The sequence below is a fragment of the Kribbella sp. NPDC049584 genome (assembly GCF_040675555.1).
GTDB lineage: Bacteria > Actinomycetota > Actinomycetes > Propionibacteriales > Kribbellaceae > Kribbella.
Genome location: NZ_JBFAPF010000006.1, coordinates 257,156 through 274,034, shown reverse-complemented (window position 1 = coordinate 274,034; position 16,879 = coordinate 257,156). Strand labels below are relative to the sequence as shown.

Sequence of the window (16,879 nt, the reverse complement as noted above, 5' to 3'; positions counted from 1 at the left end):
CGACCTCCTCCGCGAACGACCTCGGGCTGAGACCTCCCTGTGCCCACTTCCGTCCGGTCAACGCACCTGGGGCGGAATTGGCGTACGCGTCGCCTCGTGACAGGTGGGGCTGGGGTGCATGATGGAGAGGTGGATGAGTTCGAACCTCAGTCCGCGCTACGCGACCCGGATCAAGTCGCGGCGACCTTCGCCCGGCTTGCACTCGAGATGCACGACGCGGACGGTGTGGAGGAGACGGTTCAGGCGGTTGTGGAGTTCGCTCTGCAAGCCGTCGACTGTCAGTACGCCGGAGTCGCGCTCTACGCCAGGGGCGGAAATCCGGAAGTTCCGGCGGCGACTGACCCCACCGTCGCCGAGATCTACCGGTTCCAGATGGACGGCGAAGCCGGTCCGCTGGTCGAGTGCATGCGTAACCAGACGACTGTCGTGGTGCCCGACACCACGTCCGAGCCGCGCTGGCCGGAGTGGGCCAAGAAGGTCCTCGAGCTGGGAGTCCGGAGCGTTCTCGACGTACCGCTGCGGACTGCCGCGGGCACCGTCGGCGTGCTGGGCCTCTACAGCGTCGAGCCGGATGCGTTCGGGCCGGACGCCGAGGCGATCGCCCACATCCTGGCCCGGCACGCGTCCGTCGCTGTCGCGACCGCCCGCCGCGAGCAGAACCTGAACCTCGCGGTCGACGCCCGCAAGCTCGTCGGCCAGGCGATGGGCATCCTGATGGAGCGCTACGGCCTGGACGCCGACCGGGCCTTCCTGGTCCTCAAGCGCTACTCCCAGCAGACCAACACCAAACTCCACGACGTCGCCCGCGAACTCGTCGCCACCCGAAGTCTCCCTCGATCCTGACCACCGGCCCGTTTAGGCTCGGGACATGACGACATACGGTCCGGCAGAGGCGGCTGAGCGGTCCGGGTTCAGCATCGATACGTTGCGCTACTACGAGCGCGAGGGCATCCTGCCGCCGGTGGCGCGCAACTCGGGCGGCCGACGGCAGTACTCCGACGACGACCTCGCCATGCTCGACTTCCTGCGCTGCCTGCGCGACACCGGCATGCCGATCGAGCGCCTCCGTCGCTACGGCGAACTCGCCCGCTCGCCCGAAACGATGCCCGAACGCCTGGCCCTGATCGAGGAACACGCCAAGGTCGTAGAAACCCGAATAGCCGAACTGGAATCCCAACGCACCCGCCTCGAGGAAAAAGCAGCCTGGTACCGCGAGCAGCTCGGCAACTGATCCCCAGCCAAGAGACCAAAGAAAAGAAGAAAAGAAGGAAAAAAGAGATTTAGAGTGGTAGCTGACTCAGCTGATCGTGCGCAAGTCACACCGGGCCACCTGGCGTGTCAGAACACCCGCATGAACCCGGACTGGCCAGTGCGTTCGCCACCGCCACGTGCTGGTCGAAGACAACCCCATTTGATACTCCGACGCCGCACATGGCACCATCACACCATTCACAAGTTCCCCTCCACGGAACGATCCAGGGTGGCATCGTCAAACCTGCTGCCGATCACCTGAGCCAACCACTCCAGTAGATCCTTCTTTTTCTTTGTTTTCTTTCTTTGTTTTCTTTGGTCTCTCTTGGAACGGCTCGTCTTCCTGGACGACTCTCGCCGTCGGCTTGACCTGGTGTGCGCTCCAGGTTGGATCGTCTTCGGCATGACAGCTCTTACTTCGCCGTTGGTGCTCGGCGCGATGATGTTCGGTACGGCGATCGACGAGGACACGTCGTTCGCGTTGCTCGACCGGTTCGTCGAGCGCGGCGGTGTCTGGATCGACACGGCCGACTGCTATGCGTTCTGGGCCAGTGACGATGGGCGCGGCGGCGCCAGCGAGCGGGTACTCGGTCGCTGGCTGGCCGCGCGCCCCGGCGTACGCGACCGGATCCGGATCGCCACCAAGGTCGGCGCGGAACCGCTCTGGGCCGGTTCGTGGCCGGAGCAGCGCTCGGGGCTGAGCCGCCGGGCGATCCACGACGCGTTCGCCGGCAGCCTCGAACGACTCGGTATCGAGCAGGTCGACCTGCTGTGGCTCCACCAGGAGGACCGCCGTACGCCGATCGAGGAAACCGTCGACGCCGTCGCCGAACTCAACCAAGCCGGCCAGGTACGACGTGTCGGCGCGTCCAACCACCCGGCCTGGCGCATCGAACGCGCCCGCAATCACGCCCTGGCCAAGGGGTTCGCGCCGATCGACGCGCTCCAACTGAGCGCCACCTACCTGCGAGTCCGCCCCGGCACGCTGCCGGAGGCGACCGCACACCCGTTCGGGCAGCTCAGCGAGGAACAGCTCGACCACGCGCGCGAACACCGGATGGAGGTCTGGGCCTACACGCCGCTCCTGTCCGGCGCGTACGACAACCCGGACAAGCAGATCCCGGAGGTGTACGACCACGTGGGCAACACCCGCCGCCTCGCCGCCCTGGATGACGTCGCCGAGCAGACCGGCGCCACCCGCGGCCAGGTCGTCCTCGCGTGGCTGGTTGCCCAAGGCATCCGCCCGATGCTCGGCGGCAGCAAGCTCCACCAGCTCGAATCCGCCCTCGACGGCGTCGCCCTGAGCCTTACCGAGGATCAGCTCAAGCGGCTCGACGTCCGCTAGCGATTCGCACGCAGGCTCTGGGCCAGGTCGTCGAGGGCCGGGAGCGCGTCGATGATCGTCCGGGCGGACGCCTCCGGCAACTGGTCGAGGCAGGCGCCCAGTGCCTGCGTGCGGAGCAGCTTCACGCGTTCGTGCAACTGGCGGCCGGCATCGGTGGCTTCGACGCGGACCGCGCGCAGGTCGTCCGGGTTCGGGTCGCGCTGGATCAGCCCGAGCTCGGTCAGTCGGCCCACCACCCGGGACAACATGGTCGGATTGAGCCCCTCGAGCTGAGCCAGTTCGGTCAGCCCGAGCGGGCCACGGAACGTGATCAGGCCCAGCACGGACGCCTGGGTCGGCGTCAGGCCCTCATCGGTCGCCGTGGCGTTGAGCTCCCGCGCCAGCTTGGAGATCACGCCACGAAGCTTGCTCAACGTCTCGGTGTCAGTCATGTCACCCCTTTATTGCCTGCCAGCAAGCAATGTAGTCTGTTCATCGATGGAACCGTCGAGTTCACCACCGGCGATCACCGAGCCGGCCGCAGCTGGGTCAGGCGAGCCACTGGCCCACCGGCGGCTCGTCTTCGGCATCGTCGCGATCGCCCTGCTGATGGCATCGATCGATCAGACCATAGTGGCGACGGCGCTGAATGCAATCCGCAGCGATCTGAAGGCCGAGTTGACCTGGAGCGGCTGGACGATCACCGTCTACGCCCTCGGCCAGATCATCGTGATGCCGCTGGCCGGCCGGCTCGGCGACCAGTTCGGGCGGAAGAAGGTCTTCCTCGGCGCGGCGGCGCTGTTCACGGTCGCTTCGCTGTGCTGCAGTCTCGCGGACAACATCTACCTGCTGGTGATCTTCCGCGCGTTCCAGGCGATCGGCGGCGGCGCTTTCATGCCGACCGCGACCGGTATCGTCGCCGAGCAGTTCGGCCGCGACCGGGACCGGGCGATCGGGATGTTCACCTCGATCTTCCCGATCGGCGGCATCATCGGCCCGATCATCGGCGGCATCATCGTCACCTACTGGTCCTGGCGCGAGATCTTCGTCGTCAACATCCCGATCGGTCTGCTGCTGATCGTCCTGGGCCTGCGGTTCATCCCGAGCAGCGTCCCGAAGGCGACCTCTCGCATCGACGGGACCGGCGCCTTCCTGCTCGCGGTGACGATGCTCTTCGACATGTACGGGATCAGTTCGCTGGGCAGCGCCGGCGCGGAGCCCACCGATCCGCTGTTCATCGCGGCGATGCTGATCGCGCTCGTGCTCGGCTTCCTGTTCGTCCGGCACGCGAACCGGCATGCGGCGCCGTTCATCCCGATCAGCCTCTTGCGCGGACGCGGTTTCGGCGCGATGAACACGATCAACTTCCTCTTCGGTGCGGCCATGCTCGGCTTCGGCGCACTCGTGCCCCTGTACGCCGAATCGCGGTACGGCATCGCGCCGCTCCAGGCCGGAACGTTGCTCACGGCAAGGGCAGTCGGAATGATCTGCGTCGCGGGGCTCGCAGTGTTCGCGCTCCGCCGGACCGGCTACCGGGCTCCGATGATCGGCGGCTTCGTGCTGGTCGCGGGCGGGATGACGCTGATGTCGATCGCCCCGCACGGCCTCACGCCGTACGCCTGGCTGGCGATGGCGGCGGGCATCACCGGTATCGGCATGGGCCTGTCCATCCCCGCCTCCAACAACGCCAGCCTGCAACTCGCCCCAGACCAGATCTCCGCGATCGCCGGCCTCCGCGGCATGTTCCGTCAGTCCGGCGGAATCGTCGCCGTCTCCGTCACCACCGCGATTCTCAACCACGCCACCGACGCCGGCGCCACCCAAGCCCACAGCTTCGTGGTCTTCGCTGCCATCCTCCTCCTGATGATCCCCATCACCTTCCTGGTCCCCGACCACCGCGGCACCTGGTAAGCCCGGGCAAACTCCTCAGACCGGCGGGGTTGTCACACCGGTACCTCGGCACTTCCCGACAACGCGTCGAGGGCCGCACGACGACCGGTCTCGACTGCCAGTTTGAGCGGATCGGGTCGCCGCTCCGTCCGGCCGATACTCACGCTTCCGGCCGGCGGACGGACCTGGATGGTTGCCGGATGCGACGTCAGCAGCCGCTCCTCCTCCGCCCGGATCTCCACGCGATGCAACCACGGCTCGAGGGCGCCCGGGGCATGGCGAGTGAACCAGCGCGTCATCAGCGCCCGTTCACCGCGCGACGGCGGCGATTGCCTCTCGTCCAGGCGACGCGTGCGGAAGGCAACGAGGTGCGTGGCGCCTTGCGCGAGCGCCGTACGCACCGGTGTGCCCTCGCTGACCCCGGCATCGACGTACGGCGTACCGTCGATCTCCACCGGCGGACCGGCCAGCAGCGGCATCGCGGCCGAAGCACGAAGGGCCGCCTGCAAGCTTGCCTGATCGTGGATATGCGGATGCAGGTCGACCGGCTGACCGGTCATCGCGTCGGTCGCGATCGGATGGATGCCGACCGGGTTGTCGAGGACCTCCTGGAACCCCATCGGCATGATCTCGGTGTAGACCTTCTGCACGAGGTAGCTGGTGTCGACCACCGGCTGGCGGCGCAGGATCCGTCGCGGGTTGATGGTCGTGCCCATGATCGTCCGGTCCCACCAGGCATGCTTCGTGCTGTCGGCGCGACCACACAGCAGCCAGGCCGCGTTCAGTGCACCGGCGGAGCTGCCGTACACGCCGTCGAACAGCGGCAGTAGTCCGAGCTGCTCGACCGCGACCGTCATACCGCTGGAGTACGCCCCGCGCGAGCTTCCGCCCTCGATCAGCAGCACGAGGCGCGCATCATCGCGGCGATGCCCCGGCGTACTCCCCTGCTTCCGGCGATCGCGCAGCAACTGGATCACAGACTCGGTCACCAGTCCTTTATACGGTCCTGCCCTCGGCGGCACCCATCCGGCAGCTGAGCTGGGACGAAGTACCGGTGTCTTGTCGAGCTTCCGCCTTGGGGTGTTGCAGATGATCACGCTGGCCTTCATCGGATTGCTGGGCGGTCTGATCACCGGGGTCTCCCCGTGTGTGCTGCCGATGCTCCCGATCATCTTCTTCGCCGGAGCCGGAGCCGGTGGTGCGTCGACGCGGCGCGACCTGCGGCCGGTGAAGATCATCGTCGGCATCGTGGTGAGCTTCAGCGTGTTCACGCTGGTCGGATCCGTGATCCTCTCGGCGCTCGGACTGCCCGACGACTTCCTGCGGTGGACCGGTCTGACCATCCTCACGCTGGTCGGCCTCGGCCTCATCGTGCCGGCGCTCGGACACCTCATCGAGAAGCCGTTCTACCGACTGCCCAAGATCAACCGGAACGACAGCGGCGCGTTCGTCCTCGGTCTGGGGCTCGGCACGTTGTACGTGCCGTGCGCCGGTCCGGTGCTCGCCGCGATCACTGTCGCGGGCGCCACCGGAAACATCGGCTGGCGGACCGTCGTACTCACGGTGTCGTTCGCGCTCGGCGCCGCGCTGCCCCTGCTGATCTTCGCTGCGGCGGGTTCACGCATCTCCCAGCGGGTCAAGGCGTACCGCAGCCATGCACGCGGCTTCCGGCTCGGCGGCGGGGTCGTGATGATCCTGCTCGCCGGCGCGCTGGCGTTCAACATCACCGATGTGATCCAGCGCGAGCTGCCGTCGTACACCAGTGGGCTGGAGAAGAAGGTCGCGGAGAACAAGACAGTGCAGGGTGCGCTCGCGCCGGCGATCGGCGATGCGTCGGCCGAACTGAGCAAGTGCACGCCGGGCGCGGCGGAGCTGGCCTCGTGTGGCGCGGCGCCGGAATTCCGCGGTACGCAGAAATGGTTCAACGGCTCGCCGACCACCCTGGCCGATCTCAAAGGCAAGGTCGTCCTGGTCGACTTCTGGGCCTATTCGTGCATCAACTGCCAGCGCGCGACACCGCATCTGCTCGCGTGGGACAAGGCGTACAGGTCGTTGGGTCTGGAGATCATCGGTGTCCACTCCCCCGAGTTCGCATTCGAGAAGGACGCACGGAACGTCGGGTCGGCGATCCGCAAGGAAGGCATCGAGTATCCAGTTGTCCAGGACAACAACCTCGCCACCTGGACGGCGTACCGGAACCAGTACTGGCCGGCGAAGTACCTGATCGATGCCGACGGCACCGTTCGCGCGATCACCTTCGGCGAAGGCAACTATGCGCAGACCGAACGGCAGCTCCGCGAACTCCTCACCACCGCGAACCCGAACACGAAGCTGCCCGAGCCGGTGGACGGCACCGTGAAGACCGATGTCGGCGTCGACGGCCGTACTCCGGAGACGTACCTGGCCTACTCCCGGTCGACAAACCTCGCCGGTACGTCGGGCAAGCTCACGCCCGGCAAGACCGTTGCCTTCGGCCTCAATCCGGCGCAACCGAACGACACCTACAGCCTCGGCGGCGACTGGGCCGTCGGCACGCAGAGCGTCACGTCCACCAGCGGCTCCCGGGCACGCCTGAACTTCAACGCCTCGAAGGTGTACCACGTCCTGTCCGGCCACGGCACCGTCACCGTCTCGATCCCCGGCGAACCTGACCGAGTCATCCAGGTCGACGGCACCCCGAACGCCTACCAACTGGTCGGCAACCCCACCACCGAACGCAAAACCATGACGCTGACCTACACCCCAGGAATCTCCGCCTTCACCTTCAGCTTCGGCTGATCGCCCTTAGAGTGAACGTCATGTTCACGATCGACCAGATCAACGAGATCCATGACAGACATGGCAAGGCGGCAACGCTCCCGGCGTACCTCAATGCGCTGAGGGAGATCGGCGTACAGGAATCCGTGTCGTTCGTGACTGACGGCCACACCGAGCATCGCGGCGCGGACGGTTACGTCGTGTCGACGCCGCCGGCTCACCAGACGTTCGCCATTGCCGAGGTGAGCGATCGGGCGATGCTCGCCGAGGCTCTCAAGGTGAAGGACTACGTGAAGATGTCGAAGGCTCTCGCCGACAGCGGCATCCAGAAGTGGATCTTCGACACCCACGCCCTGACGATCTCCTACCTCGACAAGGCCGGTAACACCCTCCTCGAGGAGGATGTCACCTAGCTCGGGTGAGGCGGTGGTAGACGTCGGTCCAGTGGAGTTCGCGCTGGAACTCGCGCACGGTGGTGGACGCGTCGATGACGGCCAGCTCGACGGAGAGCAGGTCGGCGAAGTCCTCGTACACCTCGCGGTCGAGGGCCGTCGTCAGCACGGTGTGGTGCGGTCCGCCGGCCGTCAGCCAGGACTCGGCCGACGTGGCCAGCGACGGCTCCGGCTTCCACACCGCACACGCGACCGGCAACCGCGGGAGCTCCTCATCCGGCTCGACGACGTGTACGACGTTCGCCGTCAACCGGAAGCGATCGCCCAGATCGGCGATCCCGACCACGATGCCGGCGCCGGGATCGGCGGTGAAGCGCAACCGGACCGGATCCTCGCGGCCTCCGATGGAGAGCGGATGAATCTCCAGCGACGGGCGGCCCGTCGTCAGCGACGGACACACCTCGAGCATGTGCGCGCCGAGGATCTTCTCCTCCCCCGGCACCAGGTGGTACGTGTAGTCCTCCATGAAGGACGTGCCGCCCGGCAGCCCTTCGGCCATCGCCTTGCTCGCGCGCAGCAGCACCGACGTCTTCCAGTCGCCCTCGCCGCCGAACCCGTACCCGTCGGCCATCAGCCGCTGCACAGCCAGACCGGGCAACTGACGCAGCCCGCCCAGATCCTCGAAGTTCGAGGTGAACGCGCCGAATCCGCCCTCGGTCAGGAATGACCGCAGGCCGAGCTCGATCCGGGCGCCGTACCGCAGGGACTCGTGCCGGTCGCCGCCGGGCAGCAACTCGGGCGCGACGGTGTAGGTGTCGGCGTACTCCTGCACCAATGGGTCGACGTCGCCGTCGGCCACACCGTCGACCGCCGCGACCAGCTCGTTGACGCCGTAGGTGTTGACCGACACACCGAACCTCAACTGCGCCTCGACCTTGTCCCCCTCGGTGACGGCGACGTCGCGCATGTTGTCACCGAACCGGGCGAGCTTGAGGGACCGGAGCTCCGCGACGCCGAGCGCGGCACGGGCCCAGTGCCCGACCCGCGCCTGGACGGTCGGCGACTCGACATGTCCGGCCACGGTCTTGCGCGGCACGTGCAGCCGGGACTGGATGTAGCCGAACTCCCGGTCGCCGTGGGCGGCCTGGTTGAGGTTCATGAAGTCCATGTCGATCGTTGCCCACGGCAACGCAACGTTGGCCTGGGTGTGCAGGTGCAGCAACGGCTTGCGGAGCGCGTCGAGTCCGGCGATCCACATCTTCGCGGGCGAGAACGTGTGCATCCAGGCGATCACGCCGACGCACTGCGGCGCACTGTTCGCCTCGAGCATCTGCCGGTGGATCGCGCCGGCGTCGAGCAGCACGGGCTTCCAGACGATCTCCACCGGCAGGTTGGCGCCGGCGAGGCGCTTGGCGACGGCCTGGGACTGTTCGGCGACCTGCTCGAGGGTGCCTGGACCGTACAGGCCCTGGCTGCCGGTGAGGAACCAGACCTCTCGCAGTGTGCTGTTCACAGACATGTGGTCCTTCCGGCGATCATCGTTGTCCGTAGACGTTCTGGTAGCGATCGAAGAGGCGGTCGATGTAGGCCTGCTCGATGGGGATCGGCTCGCCGAGCTGGCGGGCCAGGTGCACGGTGCGGGCGACGTCCTCGCACATGACCGCCGCCTTGACCGCGGCCTTGGCGGTCGGCCCGATCGTGAACACGCCGTGGTTCTGCATCAGCACGGCGGGCGAGCGCGAGTCGCGCAGCGTCTCGACGATGCCGCGGCCGATCGAGTCGTCGCCGATGATCGCGAACGGGCCGACCGGGATCGGGCCGCCGAACTCGTCCGCGCACATCGTCGTGACGCACGGGATCGACTCGCCGCGCGCGGCCCAGGCGACGGCGTACGGCGAATGCGTGTGGACCACACCGCCGACGTGCGGCATCTCCCGGTAGACGTACGCCTGCGCCTCGGTGTCCGACGAGGGCGCGTGCTCACCGTCGACAACGCGGCCGTCGAGATCGCAGACGACCATGTTCGCGGGCGTCAGCTCGTCGTACGCGACCCCGCTCGGTTTGATCACCATCAGCTCGTGACCGGGCACCCGGGCGGAGACGTTGCCCGCCGTCCAGACCACCAGCCCGTACGCCGGAAGATGGGCGTGCAGCTGAGCCACCTCGGATCGCAGCCGGGTCAGCGTGTCGGCGACCTCCGTGATCGCGCTCATCGGCTCTCCACAGCAGTGCGCCGGATCGACTTGAGCTTGCGCATCAGCCGGCTGTTGCGCCCGAAGTAGTCGTGCAGCTCGAGGTACAGCTCGAACAGCTGGTCGTAGGCCTTGGCCCGCTCTTCGTCCGGGAGGTGGACGCCGCGCCTGACCTTGCCCATGTTCTTGGCGGCGGTCGGAACGTCGGGATAGGCACCGGCCGCGACGGCGGCGTGGATCGCCGACCCGAGCGCCGGCCCTTGTTCGGAGTCGATGATCGAGAGCGGAAGCCGGGTCACGTCGGCGTAGATCTGCATCAGCAGCGCGTTCTTCGCCAGCCCGCCGGCGATGATCAGCTCCTTCACCGGTACGCCGCTGTCGCCGAACGTCTCGGTGATCACCCGCGTTCCGAATGCCGTTGCCTCGAGCAACGCTCGGTAGCCGTCCTCGGGACGCGTGGCCAGTGTCTGGCCGACGATCAGGCCCGAGAGCTCGTGATCGACGAGCACCGACCGGTTGCCGCTGTGCCAGTCCAGCGCGACGAGCCCGTGCTCGCCCACGGCCTGCCCGGCGGCGAGCCTGGTGAGGTGTTCGTGCAGCGACTCCCCGGCCGCGGCCGCGGCTTCGTGATAGGACGGCGGAACGGCGTTGTCGACGAACCAACCGAAAATGTCGCCGACACCGCTCTGGCCGGCCTCGTAGCCCCAGCGTCCCGCGATGATGCCGCCGTCGACGACACCGCACATGCCGGGAACCTCGCGCAGCGCATCAGCGCTCATGACGTGACAGGTCGACGTACCCATGATGGCGACCATCTGCCCGGCGTCGACGGCTTGCGCTGCCGGTGCCGTCACGTGCGCGTCGACGTTCCCGACGGCGACCGCGATACCCGCCGGCAGACCCGTCCACTCCGCCGCCTCGGCAGTCAGCTGGCCGGCCGCGGATCCGAGCTGACCGATCGGGTGCTCGAGCTTGTCGGCGACGAATGTCCCGAAGCCGGGCGCGAGACCTTCGAGGAAGTCAGCCGACGGGTAGTGGCCGTCCTGCAGGATGCCCTTGTAACCGGCGGTGCACGCGTTACGGACGTAGCGGCCGCACAACTGCCACACGATCCAGTCGGCCGCCTCGACCCAGCCTTCCATCCGGTCGTAGAGCGGGCGGTCCTCCTCGAACAGCTGCAACCCCTTCGCGAACTCCCACTCCGACGAGATCAGCCCGCCGTACCGTGGCAGCCAGCTCTCGCCCCGCTCGCGTGCGAGTTGGTTGATGCGGTCGGCCTGCGGCTGCGCGGCGTGGTGCTTCCAGAGCTTGACGTAGGCGTGCGGACGGTCCGCCAGCCCGTCCACCTCGTTCAGCGGCGTGCCGTCGGCCAAGCAGGGCACCATCGTGCAGGCGGTGAAGTCGGTGGCGATCCCGATCACCTGCGCCGGGTCGATGCCGGCTGCGGCAACTGCAGCGGGTACGGCGGTCCGCAGTACCTCGCGGTAGTCGTCGGGCACCTGCAGCGCCCAGTCCGGCGGCAGCCGTCGGCCGGTCGCGGGCAGCTGGTCGTCGATCACTGCGTGTGCGTACTCGTGCACGCCGGCACCGAGCTCGGCCCCGTCGGAAACCCGGACGACGACGGCGCGACCGGACAGTGTCCCGAAGTCCACTCCGACAACAAACTGTTCGGCATTGCTCATAAAACGAAATTGTGAGCGTTAACATTCTGTGCTGTCAAGGCTGGCAACTGTGACATCGACGATGGCTGTTAGCGCTAACTGGGGCGCGGTACGGCCGTCGAGTCGCGGACGACCAGCGCCGGACGGATCAGCTGGGTCGACGGATCGAGATCCCCGGCCAGCGCCTGCAGGGTCAGCTCGACCGCACGCCGGCCGAGCAGCGAGAACTCCTGGTCGACGGTCGTGAGAGCCGGCCAGAGGTAGGGCGCCTCGGGCACGTTGTCGAATCCGACGACGCTGATCGCGCCGGGCACGTCGCGGCCCTTCGCGTGCAAGGCGTACATGAGCCCGATCGCCATACCGTCGTTGGCCGCGAAGACGGCCGTCACGTCCGGATCCTCGGCGATCCGCAGACCCGCTTCGTACCCGCTCTGCGGCGACCAGTCGCCGGCGAGCTCCGGCCCGGGCAGGACATGACGTTCCTCGTGTGCACGCTGCCAGCCCGCGCGACGCTGACCGGCCTCGACCCACTCGAGCGGTCCGGTGACATGGGCAACGTGCCGGTGACCGAGGTCGAGCAGATGCTCCACCGCCAGCCGGGCACCAGCCTCTTGGTCGATCCCTACCGCCATCGGCTGTCCTGCGCTCACGCCTTGCACGACGACGATGGGGACCGCCGCGTCAAGCGACCTGACCTGCTCGAGCGCCTCCCGATGCGCAACGGCCACGACGATCGCTTCAACAGCTTCGTCGAGCAGACGGCCGACCGCCTCCCGGAGCGACTGCGTCGAGAAGTCCTCGACCGCGACGAGCGAGACGTCGTACCCCGCCTTGTGGCCGGCGTCCTGAACCGATACCGCGATCATGCTGGGGCCGTGCAGGACGAGGTGCGCCGAGATCATCCCGATGCGGCGCGACCTGTTCGTCACCAGCAGCCGGGCCGCGTTGTTACGCCGGTAGCCCAGCTCGGCGATCGCCGCTTCCACGCGGGCGCGCGTGTCGGCGCGGACCAGCTCCGATCCGTTCAGCACGCGAGACACGGTCTGATGCGAGACGCCGGCCGCGGCCGCCACATCGGTCATGCTCGGAGCTCGTCCGACGCCCTCGCTCGCTCTCGCCATGAAGAAATAGTAGGGACCCGGCGCAGTTTCGAGGTACAGCGGAGCTGCGGATGGCGACGGCGCGAACCGAACGAGCCCCTTCCACCACGAGTGTCTGGTTGCCCACGCGGTGAGCAGAAACCCTTGTAGGTAAGGGATATTCTCCTTTGAGCAGACGGATTTCGACGTGCCCGCCGGCAAGGTCGCAGTAGCCTATGAAGTGGCCCACGGTTCAGATTGGTTGCCCATGGCGATGTTCGATCTTCCCCTCGACGAGCTCCGCGAGTACCGGCCCGAGGTCGCCAGACCCGACGACTTCGTCGACTTCTGGCGCCGCTCGATCGATGAGGCGCGCACGCACGACCTGTCCGCGACGTTCACGGCGATCGACAACAAGCTCGCTGTGATCGACACGTACGACGTCACGTTCTCCGGCTTCGGCGGTGCGCCGGTCAAGGGCTGGCTGCACGTACCGGCCGGCGCCACCGGCCCGTTGCCGACCGTGGTCCAGTACTTCGGCTACTCCGGCGGCCGCGGTTTCCCGCACAGCAACACCCTGTGGGCCCAAGCCGGCTACGCCCTCTTCCAGATGGACAACCGCGGTCAGAGCTACGACAGCGGCGGCCCCGACGTGACCCCGGACAACAGTGCGTACGCCGGTCTCAACCACAGCCCGGGGTTCATGACCGCGGGCATCACCGACCCGGAGACCTACTACTACCGCCGGGTCTTCGTCGATGCCGTGCGGGCGCTGGACGCGGTCCGGACGTCCCCGCTCGTGGATCCGGACAAGCTCATCGTCACGGGCGGGAGCCAGGGTGGCGGTATCGCCATCGCCGCGGCCGGCCTGGCCGGGTTGGCCGGGATCCGGTTGCTCGGCTGTGCACCCGACGTACCGTTCCTGTGTCACTTCGAGCGGGGTGTGCAGCTCACCGACGAGCCGCCGTACGCCGAGATCACCGAGTACCTGCGAGGTTTCCGGGACCACGTCGAAGCCGCCTACCGGACCCTGAGCTACTTCGACGGCGTCAACCTGGGCAGCCTTGCCACAGCACCAGCGCTGTTCTCGGTCGCCCTGATGGATCCGAACTGCCCACCCTCGACCGTCTTCGCCGCCTACAACGCCTACGCCGGGACCGCGAAAGACATCAAGATCTACAGTCACAACGAGCACGAGGGCGGCGGCGCCTACCAGCTGGACGTCCAACTCGACTGGTTCGCGGACGTGTTTGCGTAGCGTCAGACGCCGGGCGGGACAGCCACGACCTTGCCGTGGATCTCTCCCGCGTCGGCCTGCTGATGGATCGCGGGCAGCTCGCTCAACGGCACGCGCCGGGCGATCTCGACGTGGAGGTCTCCGCTGTCGACAAGGGCGACGAGATCCGAGAGCACGTCTGCGTCCGGGTGGAGGAAGATCGTGGCCGCGCGGACGTTTCGCTGCTCGTCCCCGGGCGTCGGCACGGTCGGAGTCGTAGAGACGACCACGCCGCCGTCACGGACCCGGGCGGCCAGAGCAGTGAATCCGTCGGGGGTGATCGGGGCCAGGTTGAGCAGCACATCGACTGGCTCGGTGACCGCATCGAGCACAGTGGTGGCCGTGTGGTCGATGATCTCGTCCGCACCGGCCGCCCTGACGATCTCGCTGCTGCGCGGGCTCGCGGTGGCGATGACGTACGCACCTGCACGCTTGGCCAGCTGTACGGCGTACCCGCCGACCGGGCCTCCGGCGCCGTTGATCAGAAGCCGCTGGCCGGCCTTCAGCTCACCGGCCTCGAAGAGCGCCTGCGAGGCGGTGAGTCCGACCGACGGAAGCCCGGCGGCATCGGCCAGCGGGATGCTCGTCGGCGCCTTCACCAGCGCGTCCGCCGGGGCGACGACGTACTGCGCCGCCGAGCCGTCAGCGTCCATCGGGATGAACCCGACGACACTCTCCCCCACGGTGAGACCGTCCACCCCGTCGCCGAGCGCGTCGATCGTGCCGGAGACGTCGTAGCCCGGAATGTGTGGCAGCGTCACCGGAATCGGCAGGAATCCGCCGCGCAGACCGCCGTCGGCCGGGTTGTACGCCGACCCGGCGACCTGGATGCGCACCTGGCCTGCGCCGGGGGTCGGTAGCTCGGCGTCCTCGTAGCGCAGAACCTCCGGGCCACCCGGTGCGTGGAACCGTACTGCCTTCATCGTCTCTTCCCTTCGCCATATGCTTCGGATTCGAAGCAACTGAAATGACCGTAGCACTGCTTCGAATTGGTAGCAAGTGCTTCGAGTTAGAAGCACTGATAGAGTCCGCTCATGACCTCGTCGCCGTCGTCTCTGGATGCCGCGCAACTCGGCGCGTACTTCGCCCTCATCGAGGCGAGCAGCCTGCTGAAGCACGCCGTCGAGCAGCAGTTACGCGAGGCCGGGGACCTCAGCTACGTGCAGTTCCAACTCCTGGCCACCCTCGGCGACTCCCCGACCGGCAGCCGGCGGATGACCGATCTGGCCGACGGCGTCGTCTACAGCCGCAGCGGGCTGACCTACCAGGCCCAGACGCTCGAAAAGCGCGGCCTCGTGACCCGGACACCGTCCTCTGATGACGAACGCAGCATCACGGTCACCATCACCGAGGAGGGACGTGCGGTGCTGGCTGGGGTCTTCCCCGGCCACGTCGCAATCCTCGGCGACCTGCTGTTCGCCCCGCTGTCGCGCTCCGATATCGAGACGCTCGCCGACATCCTCGGCCGCGCGCGAGATCACATGCGGCAGACCCCGCCGCGGTCGGCGGAGCCGCGGCGGCGTAGGAAAGCAGCTGGAAGCTAGGCCGACGCGAGGCGGGTCAGGGCGGTGGCGGCGACGCCGGCGGCGACGGACAGCAGGATCGGCAGCCTCAACAGATTCAGGACGCCGGCAACGGCCACCCCGATCAGCTCGGTCCAGTCGAGGTCGCGGCCGAGATCGGTGACAAGCAGTCCGGCGAGCAGCGCCGGGGCGGTCAGTCGGGTGATATCGACCAGGGCCGGCGGGAGGTCCCGCTTCCCTAAGATCAGCGGGCCTGCAGCCTTCATCAACCAGTTAGCGGCGCTGACGGCCAGTATCGACAGCCACAGCTTCATCGGGCCTCCTTCGTCGCAATCCGATCAGGGTGGCCGCAGCGGCGCCGAGCAAGGCGTAGCTGGGCCCGGTGACGTACAACAGCCCGGCGGAGATGACGGCGCCGAGCCCACAGGCCAGCATCGCGCGGCGAGAGCGCCGTACTTCGTCGATCAGCAAGATGATGAAGAACGCCGGGAACGCCACGTCGAGACCGAGCTTGTGCATCAGCTCCGGCGAGGGAGCAGCCAGTACGCCGGCGGCCGTGCCCGCGGTCCAGCAGACCCATTGCGGGACGCTGACTCCGATCAGCCGCCAGACGTCGTACCGGTCGTCCTGCTCGTGTGCGGCGACGAACGACGCGTCGACGATCGCCTGTGCCTGCAGCACCCGGGCGAACCGGCCACCACGCAGGCTCGGCGCGATCGCGACGCTCATCACCATGTACCGCACGTTGATCGCCATCGCCGCGACGATCGCAGCCAGGACGGTTGCCCCGGACAACGAACTCAGCAACGTGAACTGCGCCGATCCGCTGAACGCGAACGCGGAGAACGCCACCGTCTCCACGCTCCCCCATCCGCGGGCCCGTGCTTCGGCCCCGAAATTGAGCGCAAGTACTCCGGTCGCGAGCGCCGGTCCGACGCCGAGTCGGAGTCCGCGGACGAACGACTGCCGATCGGACGACGTCATGCCGTCCTCCCGCCCCGGGCCCGCTCGTAGTGGCGTCGAGCACGAGCCCGGTTGCCGCAGTCGGCCGAGCTGCACCACCGGCGCGAGCCGTTCTTGCTGCGGTCCAGGAACAGCCAGCCGCAGCCCTCGTCTCCGCACTGACGCAGGCGGCCGAGGTCCTCGTCCTCGAACAGCCGCCAGACCGCCAGCCGGACGGCGCCGGCCGGATCATCGGCTCGCCATCCGAACGGATCCACCTCGACCGAGGCCGACCGGACGACGTCGGCGATGAGCCCGTGCAACGCGTCGATCGCGGCGCGGGTCGGCTGTCGTCCGACCGCGAGGGGCGCCAGTACGTCGTACGCAACGTCCCGTGCGGCGACCAGGTCGTCGCGCAGCTGCGTCGTCACGGCTTCGTCCGAGCTCACGCCGGCGGCAACCAACCAGCGCTGCACATTCGGCAACTCCGCGAAGCGATCGACGGTCCGCGCGGGATCGAGACGCCAGGCAACGGTATTCACGAGGTCGAGCCCGAGATGCCCACCGATCAACTCCGGCCGATACTCCATCG

18 protein-coding genes are annotated in these 16,879 nt (G+C 67.8%); 8 read left to right on the top strand and 10 right to left on the bottom strand.

Annotated elements, in window-relative coordinates; all coding sequences use genetic code 11:
* Positions 1 to 207: 207 nt before the first annotated feature.
* The 3 genes from AB0J62_RS22655 (at position 208) to AB0J62_RS22645 (ending at position 2,596) form a co-directional block, all read left to right on the top strand.
* Entirely contained in the window at positions 208 to 843 is a 636-nt protein-coding gene (locus AB0J62_RS22655) for a GAF and ANTAR domain-containing protein (RefSeq protein WP_363874697.1), read from the top strand.
* Between the two features lie 25 nt (positions 844 to 868).
* Entirely contained in the window at positions 869 to 1,231 is a 363-nt protein-coding gene (locus AB0J62_RS22650) for a MerR family transcriptional regulator (RefSeq protein WP_363874313.1), read from the top strand.
* Between the two features lie 423 nt (positions 1,232 to 1,654).
* Complete coding sequence (locus AB0J62_RS22645; protein WP_363874310.1) at positions 1,655 to 2,596, top strand: aldo/keto reductase; 942 nt, start codon at positions 1,655 to 1,657, stop codon at positions 2,594 to 2,596.
* Here AB0J62_RS22645 and AB0J62_RS22640 read toward each other — a convergent pair.
* Entirely contained in the window at positions 2,593 to 3,027 is a 435-nt protein-coding gene (locus AB0J62_RS22640) for a MarR family transcriptional regulator (RefSeq protein WP_363874307.1), read from the bottom strand. The two genes, AB0J62_RS22645 and AB0J62_RS22640, sit on opposite strands and share 4 nt — an antisense overlap.
* 46 nt (positions 3,028 to 3,073) lie before the next feature.
* On the opposite strand from AB0J62_RS22640, the gene AB0J62_RS22635 reads away from it, so the two are divergent.
* On the top strand, positions 3,074 to 4,486 hold the full coding sequence (locus AB0J62_RS22635; RefSeq protein ID WP_363874304.1) for an MFS transporter: 1,413 nt from the start codon (positions 3,074 to 3,076) through the stop codon (positions 4,484 to 4,486).
* A gap of 32 nt (positions 4,487 to 4,518) precedes the next feature.
* Here the strand turns inward: AB0J62_RS22635 and AB0J62_RS22630 are convergent, their stop codons facing one another.
* Positions 4,519 to 5,454, bottom strand: coding sequence for a patatin family protein (locus AB0J62_RS22630; RefSeq protein WP_363874301.1), 936 nt, complete (start codon positions 5,452 to 5,454; stop codon positions 4,519 to 4,521).
* Positions 5,455 to 5,554: 100 nt separating this feature from the next.
* Here AB0J62_RS22630 and AB0J62_RS22625 point away from each other — a divergent pair, with 100 nt between their 5' ends.
* Together AB0J62_RS22625 and AB0J62_RS22620 are read left to right on the top strand one after the other, a co-directional pair.
* On the top strand, positions 5,555 to 7,243 hold the full coding sequence (locus AB0J62_RS22625) for a cytochrome c biogenesis protein CcdA (protein WP_363874298.1): 1,689 nt from the start codon (positions 5,555 to 5,557) through the stop codon (positions 7,241 to 7,243).
* A gap of 20 nt (positions 7,244 to 7,263) precedes the next feature.
* Positions 7,264 to 7,635 (top strand): DUF1398 family protein, encoded by a 372-nt coding sequence (locus AB0J62_RS22620; protein WP_363874295.1) that lies wholly within the window; start codon positions 7,264 to 7,266, stop codon positions 7,633 to 7,635.
* Here AB0J62_RS22620 and araA read toward each other — a convergent pair.
* The 4 genes from araA to AB0J62_RS22600 form a co-directional block, all read right to left on the bottom strand.
* Positions 7,628 to 9,133, bottom strand: coding sequence for an L-arabinose isomerase (gene araA, locus AB0J62_RS22615; protein ID WP_363874292.1), 1,506 nt, complete (start codon positions 9,131 to 9,133; stop codon positions 7,628 to 7,630). The genes AB0J62_RS22620 and araA overlap by 8 nt on opposite strands.
* A gap of 16 nt (positions 9,134 to 9,149) precedes the next feature.
* Positions 9,150 to 9,827 carry an L-ribulose-5-phosphate 4-epimerase gene (locus AB0J62_RS22610; RefSeq protein WP_363874289.1) on the bottom strand — a complete coding sequence of 226 codons (678 nt, stop codon included), beginning with the start codon at positions 9,825 to 9,827 and terminating at the stop codon, positions 9,150 to 9,152.
* Positions 9,824 to 11,488, bottom strand: a complete 1,665-nt coding sequence (gene araB / locus AB0J62_RS22605) for a ribulokinase (protein WP_363874286.1) — start codon at positions 11,486 to 11,488, stop codon at positions 9,824 to 9,826. The genes AB0J62_RS22610 and araB overlap by 4 nt, the downstream gene beginning before the upstream one ends.
* 74 nt (positions 11,489 to 11,562) lie before the next feature.
* Positions 11,563 to 12,588 carry a LacI family DNA-binding transcriptional regulator gene (locus AB0J62_RS22600; RefSeq protein WP_363874283.1) on the bottom strand — a complete coding sequence of 342 codons (1,026 nt, stop codon included), beginning with the start codon at positions 12,586 to 12,588 and terminating at the stop codon, positions 11,563 to 11,565.
* Positions 12,589 to 12,814: 226 nt separating this feature from the next.
* Between AB0J62_RS22600 and AB0J62_RS22595 the strand changes: the two genes are divergently transcribed.
* The gene (locus AB0J62_RS22595; RefSeq protein WP_363874280.1) at positions 12,815 to 13,804 is read left to right on the top strand and encodes an acetylxylan esterase; all 990 of its coding nucleotides are present in this window, start codon (positions 12,815 to 12,817) and stop codon (positions 13,802 to 13,804) included.
* A 2-nt stretch (positions 13,805 to 13,806) separates the two neighbouring features.
* On the opposite strand, the gene AB0J62_RS22590 is transcribed toward AB0J62_RS22595, so the two are convergent.
* Positions 13,807 to 14,745 carry an NADP-dependent oxidoreductase gene (locus tag AB0J62_RS22590; protein WP_363874277.1) on the bottom strand — a complete coding sequence of 313 codons (939 nt, stop codon included), beginning with the start codon at positions 14,743 to 14,745 and terminating at the stop codon, positions 13,807 to 13,809.
* Between the two features lie 111 nt (positions 14,746 to 14,856).
* Here AB0J62_RS22590 and AB0J62_RS22585 point away from each other — a divergent pair, with 111 nt between their 5' ends.
* Positions 14,857 to 15,366 carry a MarR family transcriptional regulator gene (locus tag AB0J62_RS22585; RefSeq protein WP_363874274.1) on the top strand — a complete coding sequence of 170 codons (510 nt, stop codon included), beginning with the start codon at positions 14,857 to 14,859 and terminating at the stop codon, positions 15,364 to 15,366.
* Here the strand turns inward: AB0J62_RS22585 and AB0J62_RS22580 are convergent.
* The 3 genes from AB0J62_RS22580 to AB0J62_RS22570 are packed head-to-tail and all read right to left on the bottom strand — an operon-like array spanning position 15,363 to position 16,877.
* On the bottom strand, positions 15,363 to 15,659 hold the full coding sequence (locus AB0J62_RS22580; protein ID WP_363874271.1) for an AzlD domain-containing protein: 297 nt from the start codon (positions 15,657 to 15,659) through the stop codon (positions 15,363 to 15,365). The two genes, AB0J62_RS22585 and AB0J62_RS22580, sit on opposite strands and share 4 nt — an antisense overlap.
* Positions 15,619 to 16,329, bottom strand: a complete 711-nt coding sequence (locus AB0J62_RS22575) for an AzlC family ABC transporter permease (protein ID WP_363874268.1) — start codon at positions 16,327 to 16,329, stop codon at positions 15,619 to 15,621. The genes AB0J62_RS22580 and AB0J62_RS22575 overlap by 41 nt, the downstream gene beginning before the upstream one ends.
* Positions 16,326 to 16,877: a CGNR zinc finger domain-containing protein gene (locus AB0J62_RS22570; protein WP_363874265.1), complete on the bottom strand. Its 552-nt coding sequence runs from the start codon at positions 16,875 to 16,877 to the stop codon at positions 16,326 to 16,328. The genes AB0J62_RS22575 and AB0J62_RS22570 overlap by 4 nt, the downstream gene beginning before the upstream one ends.
* Between the last annotated feature and the right edge of the window lie 2 nt (positions 16,878 to 16,879).

Coding starts and splice junctions, on each gene's coding strand:
- AB0J62_RS22635 (WP_363874304.1), top strand. CDS start 3,074: ATGGAACCGTCGAGTTCACCACCGGCGATCACCGAGCCGGCCGCAGCT.
- AB0J62_RS22620 (WP_363874295.1), top strand. CDS start 7,264: ATGTTCACGATCGACCAGATCAACGAGATCCATGACAGACATGGCAAG.
- AB0J62_RS22570 (WP_363874265.1), bottom strand. CDS start 16,877: ATGGAGTATCGGCCGGAGTTGATCGGTGGGCATCTCGGGCTCGACCTC.
- AB0J62_RS22650 (WP_363874313.1), top strand. CDS start 869: ATGACGACATACGGTCCGGCAGAGGCGGCTGAGCGGTCCGGGTTCAGC.
- AB0J62_RS22595 (WP_363874280.1), top strand. CDS start 12,815: ATGGCGATGTTCGATCTTCCCCTCGACGAGCTCCGCGAGTACCGGCCC.
- AB0J62_RS22590 (WP_363874277.1), bottom strand. CDS start 14,745: ATGAAGGCAGTACGGTTCCACGCACCGGGTGGCCCGGAGGTTCTGCGC.
- AB0J62_RS22640 (WP_363874307.1), bottom strand. CDS start 3,027: ATGACTGACACCGAGACGTTGAGCAAGCTTCGTGGCGTGATCTCCAAG.
- araB (WP_363874286.1), bottom strand. CDS start 11,488: ATGAGCAATGCCGAACAGTTTGTTGTCGGAGTGGACTTCGGGACACTG.
- AB0J62_RS22610 (WP_363874289.1), bottom strand. CDS start 9,827: ATGAGCGCGATCACGGAGGTCGCCGACACGCTGACCCGGCTGCGATCC.
- AB0J62_RS22575 (WP_363874268.1), bottom strand. CDS start 16,329: ATGACGTCGTCCGATCGGCAGTCGTTCGTCCGCGGACTCCGACTCGGC.
- AB0J62_RS22655 (WP_363874697.1), top strand. CDS start 208: ATGCACGACGCGGACGGTGTGGAGGAGACGGTTCAGGCGGTTGTGGAG.
- AB0J62_RS22600 (WP_363874283.1), bottom strand. CDS start 12,588: ATGGCGAGAGCGAGCGAGGGCGTCGGACGAGCTCCGAGCATGACCGAT.
- AB0J62_RS22585 (WP_363874274.1), top strand. CDS start 14,857: ATGACCTCGTCGCCGTCGTCTCTGGATGCCGCGCAACTCGGCGCGTAC.
- AB0J62_RS22625 (WP_363874298.1), top strand. CDS start 5,555: ATGATCACGCTGGCCTTCATCGGATTGCTGGGCGGTCTGATCACCGGG.
- araA (WP_363874292.1), bottom strand. CDS start 9,133: ATGTCTGTGAACAGCACACTGCGAGAGGTCTGGTTCCTCACCGGCAGC.
- AB0J62_RS22645 (WP_363874310.1), top strand. CDS start 1,655: ATGACAGCTCTTACTTCGCCGTTGGTGCTCGGCGCGATGATGTTCGGT.
- AB0J62_RS22580 (WP_363874271.1), bottom strand. CDS start 15,659: ATGAAGCTGTGGCTGTCGATACTGGCCGTCAGCGCCGCTAACTGGTTG.